This is a genomic window from Marinibactrum halimedae, from assembly GCF_021234875.1.
GTDB classification, from domain to species: domain Bacteria; phylum Pseudomonadota; class Gammaproteobacteria; order Pseudomonadales; family Cellvibrionaceae; genus Marinibactrum; species Marinibactrum halimedae.
In genome coordinates this window covers 1-11,094 of the sequence record NZ_JAJQVM010000043.1, presented here as the reverse complement: position 1 = coordinate 11,094, position 11,094 = coordinate 1, and the positions used below count along the sequence as shown (strand labels likewise).

The 11,094-nt window shown below is 40.9% G+C and carries 9 protein-coding genes; 4 read left to right on the top strand and 5 right to left on the bottom strand.

All coding sequences use genetic code 11. The features are described from left to right. Positions 1 to 17: 17 nt before the first annotated feature. Positions 18 to 1,742 carry a ShlB/FhaC/HecB family hemolysin secretion/activation protein gene (locus LU351_RS18460; RefSeq protein WP_232595578.1) on the bottom strand — a complete coding sequence of 575 codons (1,725 nt, stop codon included), beginning with the start codon at positions 1,740 to 1,742 and terminating at the stop codon, positions 18 to 20. Positions 1,743 to 2,169: 427 nt separating this feature from the next. Between LU351_RS18460 and LU351_RS18455 the strand changes: the two genes are divergently transcribed. Both LU351_RS18455 and LU351_RS18450 read left to right on the top strand, forming a co-directional pair. Continuing rightward, positions 2,170 to 3,873: a GAF domain-containing hybrid sensor histidine kinase/response regulator gene (locus LU351_RS18455; RefSeq protein WP_232595577.1), complete on the top strand. Its 1,704-nt coding sequence runs from the start codon at positions 2,170 to 2,172 to the stop codon at positions 3,871 to 3,873. 396 nt (positions 3,874 to 4,269) lie between these two features. Next, positions 4,270 to 4,815, top strand: coding sequence for an outer membrane beta-barrel protein (locus LU351_RS18450; RefSeq protein ID WP_232595576.1), 546 nt, complete (start codon positions 4,270 to 4,272; stop codon positions 4,813 to 4,815). 111 nt (positions 4,816 to 4,926) lie between these two features. Here the strand turns inward: LU351_RS18450 and ggt are convergent, their stop codons facing one another. Next, positions 4,927 to 6,639 (bottom strand): gamma-glutamyltransferase, encoded by a 1,713-nt coding sequence (gene ggt / locus LU351_RS18445; RefSeq protein WP_232595575.1) that lies wholly within the window; start codon positions 6,637 to 6,639, stop codon positions 4,927 to 4,929. Positions 6,640 to 7,393: 754 nt separating this feature from the next. Next, positions 7,394 to 8,149: a hypothetical protein gene (locus LU351_RS18440; RefSeq protein WP_232595574.1), complete on the bottom strand. Its 756-nt coding sequence runs from the start codon at positions 8,147 to 8,149 to the stop codon at positions 7,394 to 7,396. A gap of 668 nt (positions 8,150 to 8,817) precedes the next feature. Here LU351_RS18440 and LU351_RS18435 point away from each other — a divergent pair. Both LU351_RS18435 and LU351_RS18430 read left to right on the top strand, forming a co-directional pair. After that, the gene (locus tag LU351_RS18435; protein ID WP_232595573.1) at positions 8,818 to 9,309 is read left to right on the top strand and encodes an F-box protein; all 492 of its coding nucleotides are present in this window, start codon (positions 8,818 to 8,820) and stop codon (positions 9,307 to 9,309) included. A 168-nt stretch (positions 9,310 to 9,477) separates the two neighbouring features. Next, on the top strand, positions 9,478 to 9,657 hold the full coding sequence (locus LU351_RS18430) for a hypothetical protein (RefSeq protein WP_232595572.1): 180 nt from the start codon (positions 9,478 to 9,480) through the stop codon (positions 9,655 to 9,657). Positions 9,658 to 9,959: 302 nt separating this feature from the next. On the opposite strand, the gene LU351_RS18425 is transcribed toward LU351_RS18430, so the two are convergent. Continuing rightward, complete coding sequence (locus LU351_RS18425; RefSeq protein WP_232595571.1) at positions 9,960 to 10,397, bottom strand: hypothetical protein; 438 nt, start codon at positions 10,395 to 10,397, stop codon at positions 9,960 to 9,962. Between the two features lie 3 nt (positions 10,398 to 10,400). Then, complete coding sequence (locus LU351_RS18420; protein WP_232595570.1) at positions 10,401 to 10,988, bottom strand: hypothetical protein; 588 nt, start codon at positions 10,986 to 10,988, stop codon at positions 10,401 to 10,403. Between the last annotated feature and the right edge of the window lie 106 nt (positions 10,989 to 11,094).

Here is an 11,094-nt window from a genome sequence, read left to right as displayed (position 1 = left end):
TTTTCCTATATAACTCTTCAGAAATTCATGCGAACAAAAACGTCCAGCTCTTCTTGACTATCGTCAATAAAGTCTGGCGTTCGTAATGCTTTGGCGTATGTAAAAGACACACTGAGATCACGATGCAAAAACGTGAACCCTAATGCAGAACCAGCGACCCAATCGGAATTTTCATCCGGGAATTCAGGTAAATTAGACGCCCCCACATCAACGCCTAACATCAACTGAGTTTGTCCAAATTGATCCCAAGGGGTAGAAACAGGGAATAAAAAATCGTTGCGAAGATAACCACCACGATACCCAAATAAGGCACGCTGAGATAAACCACGCACACTGTAACGACCACCAACGGTAAGTCCTTCTGAGGCAAGTATCACCTCTGGCGAATACAATAAATGCATCTGCGACGATAAATTCACCGACTGCTCGCCCCATTTCATGTGGCGAGAAATCCCCGCATCCAATGTGTATTTGGTAAATTGGTAATCCACTTCAGCAGAGACTAATTGCTCGGTCGCACCAAACCACGGCACACTTTTCGAAACGGTAAAATCTGCCGTTAAAGTCCCTTTACGTAAGTGTTTTAAATACGATGCTGAAAGGTCCCAGAGGTATAATGTTCGTGATGAAGTCTCAAGAAAAATATCTTCGATGTAATTTTTACTTTCTTTTCGGGATAACGAGGTTTTTACATTAAGCTTTTGAGATTGACCACGATACACCGTAACATCGGCTTCAAAACTGGAATTGAACGAAGAGCCACGGGTAGTAAAGTCAACATTGTTACCCAATACAGATTGTTCGTATTCAAAATAGCTATTACTCAGCCTGAAAAACCAATAATGGTAAGGCAGTGACCCGACCAGGGATACACTGCGAGATTCAGCAACGGGCAAATCATGCTCACCCACGTTGGACGATAAAGACGCAACAAAATTATCGTTGATACCCAAGACGTTATCGAGTGATAAATTGGCATCTAATTGTAATTCACCGGTATCTTCCACTCCGGTATTATTTAAACCGATCGAACCTCGCCACCCATCACCTAATCGGTTTTGCACACTCACCACCGTGCCACCCTGGGTGTTACCCGGTACCAACGACATCGTCGCTTGGTTTTTTCCTAAACGATTTAAGTTTTCCAACCCTTGCTCTAAATCCCTCAAATTCAGTAATTTTTGCTTGGTTGTCGGAAATGCTAAGGACAATTGTGTTTCTGAAAGTGTTTCATGAACGGATTCAATAGCTTCAATAAATCCTTCAAGCACCACAATTTCCAACACACCCGTCGATAAATGCTGCGGATTAATATAAGCACGACTGGTGACAAAACCCGCGTTTAAATACAAATTAGAAAGATCAGTCACCAGTTGATTAACATGATTTAAATTAATACAACGCTGATGATAAGGCTGAGTAAGGTTTTCAATTGTTTTCGTAGAAAACTTCGTTACACCTGTTACCTTGACGGTATTCACTTGCACACAAACATCAGAATCTGCATCCACACCTGAAGGGTCGTCTGACGAAAATAAGTCTTGTAAAAAAATGTCTTGTCTTTGCAGTAATGGACGGTTTTCATTAACAATACGATCGTTTCCTTGTTTAATTTGTTTTTCGTGATCAGAAAAAGGGAGCTCCTGTGCAACAACAGAAACGCTGATCAAAAGAGCACAACAAAACAAAGTGCAACAAAGAAGAAGGTTAATGAGCGCAATGCGCTTCAATCCAGGCTCCATGGACAACTCCACATTTCCTTTAAACAAATTGATTGCAATAACCCAAGACAAGAAAGTTCAAAAAAAAACTTTTTATAATGATATTCAGAAAGTAATGGTGATAAGAATAAAACGCTGTGAAAGTTCATACCGCTTAAGCTAAACTTTCACCAGATTCAACGTTGGCTCGCATTTTATAAGGAACTGCGTCACACTTAAAGGGTTACACTGTAAATATTTACTCAACTTTACTTAAATTGGAGTAAATCCATATCAATTATTACTTAAAAGAATAAAAAACAGACAAATAAAAGTGTAATACTCATTCCTAACTAGGGCTGCATGTGGCATAAAGAAATATTATTCCCTACGATCATTCACGGAAAGTATATAAAGGACTGATAACTGCTAGCGAGCAATTTTATAATATAAATGAGATTAGAAGTTCATGCCTAGGTTCAACTCTTCCTCAACAAAACCTGTCCGCTCAAAGAATTATCATTCTCGCCTACTACAGTTATTAACTCAGGATCAAGCACTTGACGTTGCATTATCTTCACTGGCTACACTGATCGAAAGGGAAACGGTGGGGATGAAAGCCTCAATACTCCTGCTAACCCGTGACGGGCTTCAACTCACCCACGGAGCCGCGCCTAGCTTGCCAAAAGAGTACACAGACGCACTCAACGGTGTGTATATCGGCCCCGCTGTTGGCTCATGCGGTACAGCCGCCTTCAGCAGTAAATTAGTGATTGATGCCGACTTAAACACGGCGCCTCGCTGGAAAGACTACAAACATTTAGCCCTAGCGGCAGGTCTACAAGCCTGCTGGTCTCACCCCATTACCCAAGAGAATAATAAAGTACTCGGTACCTTTGCTCTTTACTACCATGAGCCTCGTCACCCGGTACAAGAAGAATTACACTTTATTGAGGAAGCATCTAACCTAGCAAAAGTGCTCATTGAGAAAAGCTTGGCCAAACAACGTGCTGAAGAACTGGAAGAGGCCAATGAAGCCGCCAATATTGCGGCTCGATCTAAAGCCATGTTTTTAGCGAATATGAGCCATGAAATCCGCACCCCCTTAAACGGTATCATCGGCATCACAGATCTCCTAAAAGAAACTCACCTCAACAAAGAACAACGAGACCACCTGAAAACAATCAGCTTTTCCGCAAAAACTTTACTGACTATCATCAACGACATTCTTGACATTTCCAAAATAGATGAAGGTATGATGAAGTTGGAAAATGTCACATTTAATTTTAGGGATTTTACAGCGGCTCTGTTATCTGCTTATCAATCACAAGCCAACAATAACGTTAAGCTCAAATTTTCCATTGATAAAAACATTCCAGATTGTTTATCCAGTGACCCTACACGATTGCACCAAATTCTTGGAAATATATTAAGCAATGCATTCAAATTCACTCAGTCAGGCACTGTAGAATTTAAAGCCACTCTTATCAATATCGAACATAGTATAGCAACATTGCAATTTGAGATTCGCGACACAGGCATCGGCATTCCCAAAGACGTCCAAGAAAAAATATTTGAGAAATTTGAACAGGCCGACACCTCTACCACTCGAGAATTCGGCGGCAGCGGACTTGGTTTAAACATATGTAAGAAACTCATCGAGCTTTTTAGCGGTGAAATTTGGGTCAAAAGCCAACCCAACAAAGGATCTTGCTTTTTTATTCAACTTCCTTTTTCTGTTAGTGAGAAAAATAAGAATTCGGAAAAACACAAAAAACACCCCAACCTGAATTTTTCACACTACCGCATATTGGTGGCAGAAGACAACGCGGTTAATCAAAAAGTCATTGCGGCAATGCTGAAAAAATTTGCTATTGATTACACTATTGTTGAAGACGGAGAACAAGCAGTAGAAATCGCGTGCCAAAAGCATTCGAATTACAATCTTATTCTGATGGACTGCGAAATGCCTAAAATGGACGGCTACAACGCCACCACTCAAATTCGCAACTGGGAAAAGCAACATCATGTTAACCCAATCACTATTTGTGCTTTAACTTCCCATGCCATGACTGAACATCAAGAGAAATGCCTAGCGGCGGGAATGAATCATCACCTCGCCAAACCAGTAACACTTAATTCACTTCAACAATTTCTCTTATCGATTTCATAACAAGCATGGCAGAATAGTACTGAACATCTGAATACATTGCCCTCATACTTGCTTAATGAATGTGGAATAACTCTTCTATTATCGATAAAAAACTTTCAAAGTTTGATATTAACAATCGTTACCTTCAAGATTAAATAGAAATTCTAACTTTTAATTGAGCACGATTTGATCTTTATTGCACTTGAACGACATTTGCTTGTACAAATCAGACATTTCCCTTCCGCTGAGTTGTTTATTTCCGGCCTGATTTATACCATGAAGTTAACTCAGAGAAAGGGGCTTAGGTATGCATACAAGTATAAATAGGGCCTCTTTTTCCAAAGCTTTTGAATTTCTGAGTCCATCTTATTTCATTTACCATGGGTTTTGTAAGACAGCAAAACGAAGGAAGCTATTATGTTTAAAAAGGGTGTATTGGCCTCATCTTTACTCATTTTATCGTCAGTGGTCTCTGCTGAGGGTTTTTATACAGGGATCTCAGTGGGTGAGTCGAGTGTGGATGTGTCTGGATTCGATGATGAAACAACCTACGGCATCGTCGGTGGGTATAAGTTTTTTGAACACTTTGCTCTAGAATTGTCCTATATAGATTTAGGAACATACGAGTTCAATGAGGTATTGGAACAGGGTATCGTTGAATTTGAAAACAAAATCGATGTGCTTGATTTCTCTGCGGTAGGTATTTTACCGTTGAGTGATTCGTTTGAACTGTTTGCAGAAGCGGGGGTTTTTTACTGGGAGGTAGAGGCAGATGCTCGTTTTCAATCAATAGATGGAAACGACTTCAGTATCACTGCCAATGAGGACGGATTTGATTTAAGTTTAGGCTTGGGGGCAACAGCGCACTTTGGTGAGAATTTTTCAATGACACTAAAATACCAATCCTTTGATGCAGACGATGAAATTTCCAATCTCTCGCTGGGTGCACTTATTCATTTTTAAGTTGATTATTTCAACCAATAATTCGGCATCATACACAGAAAGGCCATCATTATTGATGGCCTTTTTTAATTAAAAGGGTAACCCCTTTGACAGCTCTCGACACTTAGCAATTTAAAAACCAGCGGCGGCGCCGTCTTTTCGCGATTCGGACGCACCGTAATACACGCCGTTTTCATCGCGCATAATGGCCTGGTAACCACCGTAACCGCCCACGCCAAAACGCACCTTGTGGCCTTTTTGCATAAGTTCTCTTACTACCTGATAAGGTACGCCGGTTTCAAGTTCGATGTAACCGCCGTCGACAAGGTAGGTATCCGCACCTTCAGTGGGTTCGGTCGAGCCCAAATGTTGCCAACGTGGAGCGTCTCCCGCCTCTTGTACATTCATGCCATAATCTACCATGTTCACCAATATTTGTACGTGGCCCTGCGGTTGCATACCCCCGCCCATCACACCATAACTCATAAACGGACGCCCTTTTTTTGTTACAAACGCCGGTATGATAGTGTGAAATGGACGTTTTGCTGGCGCGTAAACATTAGCGTGGTCTTTATCCATGGAAAACATTTGGCCGCGATCTTGAAACACAAAACCTAACCCCGGAACCACAACCCCAGACCCCATTCCACGGTAATTACTTTGAATCAGCGATACCATATTCCCTTCTTTATCCGCCGTGGTGAGATAAATTGTATCGCCATAACCAAGGGCCGCGTGGCCAGACTCTACCCGCTGGGCGGCTCGCTCTCCAATTAATTTCGCTCGAGTTTTACCGTATTTTTTTGAAATGAGTTTTTTGACAGGTTGTTGCTGAAACGAAAGGTCTGAATAAAATTTCGCGCGATCTTCGTAGGCGAGTTTTTTGGCTTCCACCAAGGTGTGCAACGATTCTACGCTGTTAAAGCCCATGGACCCCAAGTCGTAATTTTTTAACATTTGCAGCATCTGAAGTGCCGCAATACCTTGACCATTGGGCGGCAACTCCCAAAGCGTGTAACCTTTATAATCGACACCTAAGGGCTCAACCCAGTCGGATCGATGTGCGGCGAAGTCACCATAACGAAGGTAGCCTCCTTCGGACTGCATAAAGGCATCTATTTTTTTCGCGATGTCACCTTTATAAAACGCATCTCGCCCACCTTGAGCAATAAGCTGATAGGTATTCGCTAAAGCAGGGTTACGAAATATTTCGCCTTTTCGTGGCGCTCGCCCATCAATGGTAAAATGCTCTGCAAACGCACCTGGCTGTGGCGACAAACGTGGCACGGATAAATTCCAGTAATGGGCAATCAACTCACTCACCGGAAAACCTGATCGGCCATAATTGATCGCCGGTTGCAGTATTTTATCCATCCCCAGCTGGCCGAATTTGTTATGTAACTCAAACCAACCATCCACCGCGCCTGGCACACTTATCGGCAGCATTCCATAGGGCGGTAAATCTTCACGGCCTAAATCCGTTAATTCTTTTTGCAACTGATCGTAAGACAACCCTTGAGGAGATCGCCCACTCGCGTTTAAGCCATAGAGTTTTTGTGTTTTGGCATCCCATACAATGGCGAATAAATCACCCCCGATACCACACCCTGTTGGCTCCATTAACCCAAGCGCCGCATTGGCCGCAATCGCCGCATCAATCGCATTACCCCCTTGTTTCATAATATCCAGCGCGATTTGGGTCGCGAGGGGTTGGCTGGTCGCGGCCATCGCATTGGGCGCAATGACTTCGGAACGGGTGGCATGCACTAAGCCAGTAATTCGGTCAGCAGCAGAGGACACTGCACTTATGATGAGTGACGCAAGAATAAAAACCAGAAATTTCATAGCAAAAATCCGCAGGGGTTAATATGGAATCTCAGCATAACGACTGAGACGAAAATTGAGAATACATCGAACCGATAAACATGTGATCGATCTATTTTTGCATCCTCTTTTCATTGACTTAAGGAATGTCTGATTAACCTACGATTATACTCGACCAAATTATCATGGGCACCCTATTACGTTAGCAAGATCCACTAGCTGCTCCGATGACGCACGAAAGGCAAATTGGCTCCCAAAAGGACTGTGCTCGCCCAACTGAAAAAAACGAATGATTTTTAGCGGTTGAGATATCATTTACTTGATAGAAGATTTGATGTGATCGATTAACGGCAAGAGTTCTTTAATATTTATCTGGACAGATCATCGATCGTTTGGGTATAGGAAGTGTAAATACCCTTTTCCTTCAGAAAAACTTTTTCTAAGTGGCACACATGCAGCAAGTGTATCTATTGAATTTTACTTTAATAACAAACACCAAAGCCAACTTAGAGCGACGTTACTAACTTTTAATTATTTAAATAGCACTAAGCTCAATTAAGTAAGCCTACTCACCAGCAAAAAGTGTGAGAAATGGCGATCAAATTCATACATATTGGGTGACAGCAATAATGGAAAAAGGCGTTCTAAAGTAAAAAAATTTTCATTTGGCTACTACCCAGATATTGTTATTTACAGTGTTTGAAGTGCTGTAAATATACAATGTGAAAACTGGCTGTAATTTTCACAATGCAGCCAGTTTTCATATAAATAAAGCTTACTGATAAGCCCACATCCAATCATTCATAATGACATTTCTTACCGGGTAACAAAATTCATGGTGGCGTTTTACGGTCCATTTTGCGTTTTCTCGAACCTTTACGGCTCCAATAGCGGTCATTGAAGCAACCCCAAAGCCGGATATACCTTTGTATAGTGGTTCGTTTTGGTGTTGATATTCGTGTTGCTGTAATTCAACTACTTTATTGATAGTCAGGCTGTTAAAAGCATATAAACTGAAACACCAGGAAAGAATTAATACTTCACCGCGTGCCTTGGCGATTTTGGATTGTAGCTTTATCCCTTGAGTTTGTTGACCAAAACTGTAAGTGGCCATGTCCACAACGTCGATGCTGATTGTTTCTGGCACGGTAATGTAGTTAACTTGAGTTGAACCGTTACCAAAAGTGGATGTACCGTTTTCCATGTTGATTTTTCGTTGGCGATCTTCCCCGTAGAATCCTCCCCCGAATAAATTATTATCGTAGTTATAAACGTCACCATGACGACCAGAAAGTACTCGAAATTTTCGATAACCCTGGCAGTATAAGCGAGCAATTAACGCCATCCAGCCGCCGGTTTCTGCGGTAATATTGGCGTAAATATGGTTTATTTTAATCCAGGGGAAAAACTTCATTCCTTTTCCGTTTTTGAGAAATTCATCTTCCAGTAGAGCACCAGATGTGCGACATGAAAGGCCATCATACATACAGCTTGGGTCAGTTCCTGCCTTGTCTAACATTTCAAAACTCATGACATTTTCCTTAATACTAATCCGTATTGTTTTCGGTTAAATGGTTTTTTATCAATCAAGGTGTTTGTTAATGCTGTGTTTATTGATAACTATGTTTGGCGGATTCAACACCGAAGTGCATCACTTAACGAGGTAGAAAAAGCGGTCAACAAGAAATAACCTATCCGCTTTTTTCCGGCAAAAGAGTCAGTGACAAACAAAGCATACGACCACAAAGATGCCACATTTATACCCGTAAGAAAAGCGGATATTACTTTTTACCGCACATTTATTTGCAATCGTTGGTTTTATTACAGGGTTTGTGTGCTTGTACTCCATACTCGACGAATTGCTATCCGTACCCTCTACATTGTTTTTAGGTAATTTTATTTCTGCCGCCAACAGTGCGCTGTTTTTCTTTGTGTGTATCATCGTAAGTGACATATACGTAGCAATTGTATCTATTGAACTTCAACCAGTCTAACATAACGATTTAAGAAAGAAGTTAAAGTGTTAAAAAAGTCGTCAGCATATTTCAAAGAAATCAGAGGCGGGCTATGCTTACGACTGGTGTAATAACGGGTAATATTAACCAATTCCTTTTTTCGCTAGAATAGCTCCTGAATAGAAGTTTGCATTCTCTACTCGAAATGGAATTGACAAGAAACCTGGAGAGGAGATTAAATCAAATGAGCATCACCAATTTACCCAATGAATTGCTCGCAAAAATCAGCAAAGACCTGCCCCCAAGCTCTGCTTTGAAACTCAGAATAACAAACAAACTTTTTAATGGCATTGTCGATACTCACCATACGGACATTAATACCAAGCTGAAACAGGGCCCGGTTTACATAAGACACCGGGATACATTTAACGATTTTTTTAAAAATGCGGAGATCAAAAATAAAGTACAAAACAATACGCTAACTATATACCGAAAGATGGGATTTTCAGAGCTTCCCAAAGTCAGCGTTTCTGCAATTGATCAAGCCCACACTGATATTATTGCTTTAATCTCAATAGCGTTAGAACTAGAAAACTTTAGCACCTATCGCGTATTTCTTATCGATTTATTAACGGAATTCATATCTTTTTGCCAGCGAATAAAGTATAAAGAGAAAAATTTAAAATTGCTTATCAATTTGAAAGGATCTCTCTCTGTAGGGAACAATAATTCCTGAAACACACTGTTGGAAAAGCCTACAGGAGTGAGCAAACGCCTTCATACGGTACATTAAAGTGACCAAACCAAAGGTGTAACCGATAAATGAAGACGTTCGCTCACTGACCCACAAACTTAAGCACTATTGGGCTGGCATCAATCTCGTGCTGAATGTTTGGCGCACTTCATGATTAATCTCGTTATCTCTGAAAGTGTCAATCTCGCGGTATTGGCCGAACACATGGGAGGGACCGCTCAAATTGCTTCTAACCACAAACGTTTGAAACACTTTTTTAAAAATAAAAACCTATGTTTGAATCAAATTGCCAGAATCATTGCCTCTTGGCTGGCCCCTCATGATAATTAGGCTTGATTTACTACCAGCTTCGTCCCGACGCACTGGGCGCTCTATTAATGTAATGAGGTAGCCTTTTCAACACTAAGGAGTTTTAAGAGTCTTCCCTATTAGATAGACTTTTAGATAACGCCTACCCCTCTTTATTCTTCGTTCTAATCGCCCTCAATCAAAATTAAATTTTTAAAGAACGTTTTTCAAATTTCCGAATAAGTGATTATTTTTATTCTATCAACTTACAAAAATCAGACGGTAAAAATCATGACACTAATTTATAAAATATACTTAATAAAAAATACACAAAAAAACAGGCTTTACTGCACTTTAATTCTTCGATTATAAATACCGGCCCAATAATCTGAAGGCAATTCCATATTCATCCAGCCTTTAGGAAAATCGATTTCATGATCAAACAAATGTTGCTTCAACAACCTACCCGACACATCAAAGTCAACTATTTTGGGGTTATCAGGATAATATCCTGACTTATTAACATTCATCCACTCCGTTAATTTTAATCCAAGGTAACACTCTATACTTTTTATGAGCAACTCAAAATTTTCGTACTTTAATAGCAGCACTAACCCACCCTCATCGTAACCATAAGTATTATATTCGACAGAAAGGGTCTGATCTCTCTTTATAACTAAGTCTCTGACAAAACCTTCATATGTATCAGATAGCCTTCGATCAATACAAATCGATTTAGTACTTCCGGAATTCAAGTAATTCTCTATTTCATTTATATTCATAATTTAAGAGCCACTAATAATTATTGCTGATTTATTACCATCTGGTAGCGTTATATTAAAATGTGGGAAATTAGCATGATTTGGGTTTTGTACGCCAGGGTGGACTGGCCCCGTGGGATTGGATTTATTTATTAAATCTCCCCTATACGTTCCTTTCGCATCTTTAAAACCATTAGCCAACCCTCCACCAGGATTAGGAGTTAATCTAAGCTGCGTAGCGGGCTTCAGTTCAGGCATATTATCAAGTAACTTTCTTGCTTGATTTATATCTTTAACATGTACCTCTCCATGAGGTTTCCTTAAGGTTGCAATGTCATTTTTTTCAGCTCGGGTCAGCCCCTTCCCAACCGGCCTACGAGTAAGCGCCATTCCAACCACACCAGACGCTGCCACACCGGCTTGCTGGAATTCTCCCGCCGCATAATTACTGGTCACTTCATTGTAAATATCAACCGCGCCATCATAAATCTGTTCGGCCATACTTCGGCCACCCATCATCATGAATCCCAGCCCCATCATCGACTCCGATGTGGCCAAGCCATTGGAGCCCACAATGCCGTTAAATGTACCTGTAATTTCCCAAACTACCATCGAACGATCCAGCCTATTCCTACCCAATTAACATCGTATCCAACCCGCTCCCTACAACGCTAATTCGACAAACTCAATTTCCCTGTAGAATCTCCTCCTTTTCAAA

Excerpts from the sequence above, each read along its gene's own strand:
- LU351_RS18425 (WP_232595571.1), bottom strand. The coding sequence starts at position 10,397 with ATGAATATAAATGAAATAGAGAATTACTTGAATTCCGGAAGTACTAAA.
- LU351_RS18450 (WP_232595576.1), top strand. The coding sequence starts at position 4,270 with ATGTTTAAAAAGGGTGTATTGGCCTCATCTTTACTCATTTTATCGTCA.
- LU351_RS18435 (WP_232595573.1), top strand. The coding sequence starts at position 8,818 with ATGAGCATCACCAATTTACCCAATGAATTGCTCGCAAAAATCAGCAAA.
- LU351_RS18455 (WP_232595577.1), top strand. The coding sequence starts at position 2,170 with ATGCCTAGGTTCAACTCTTCCTCAACAAAACCTGTCCGCTCAAAGAAT.
- LU351_RS18460 (WP_232595578.1), bottom strand. The coding sequence starts at position 1,742 with ATGGAGCCTGGATTGAAGCGCATTGCGCTCATTAACCTTCTTCTTTGT.
- ggt (WP_232595575.1), bottom strand. The coding sequence starts at position 6,639 with ATGAAATTTCTGGTTTTTATTCTTGCGTCACTCATCATAAGTGCAGTG.
- LU351_RS18420 (WP_232595570.1), bottom strand. The coding sequence starts at position 10,988 with ATGGTAGTTTGGGAAATTACAGGTACATTTAACGGCATTGTGGGCTCC.
- LU351_RS18430 (WP_232595572.1), top strand. The coding sequence starts at position 9,478 with ATGATTAATCTCGTTATCTCTGAAAGTGTCAATCTCGCGGTATTGGCC.
- LU351_RS18440 (WP_232595574.1), bottom strand. The coding sequence starts at position 8,149 with ATGAGTTTTGAAATGTTAGACAAGGCAGGAACTGACCCAAGCTGTATG.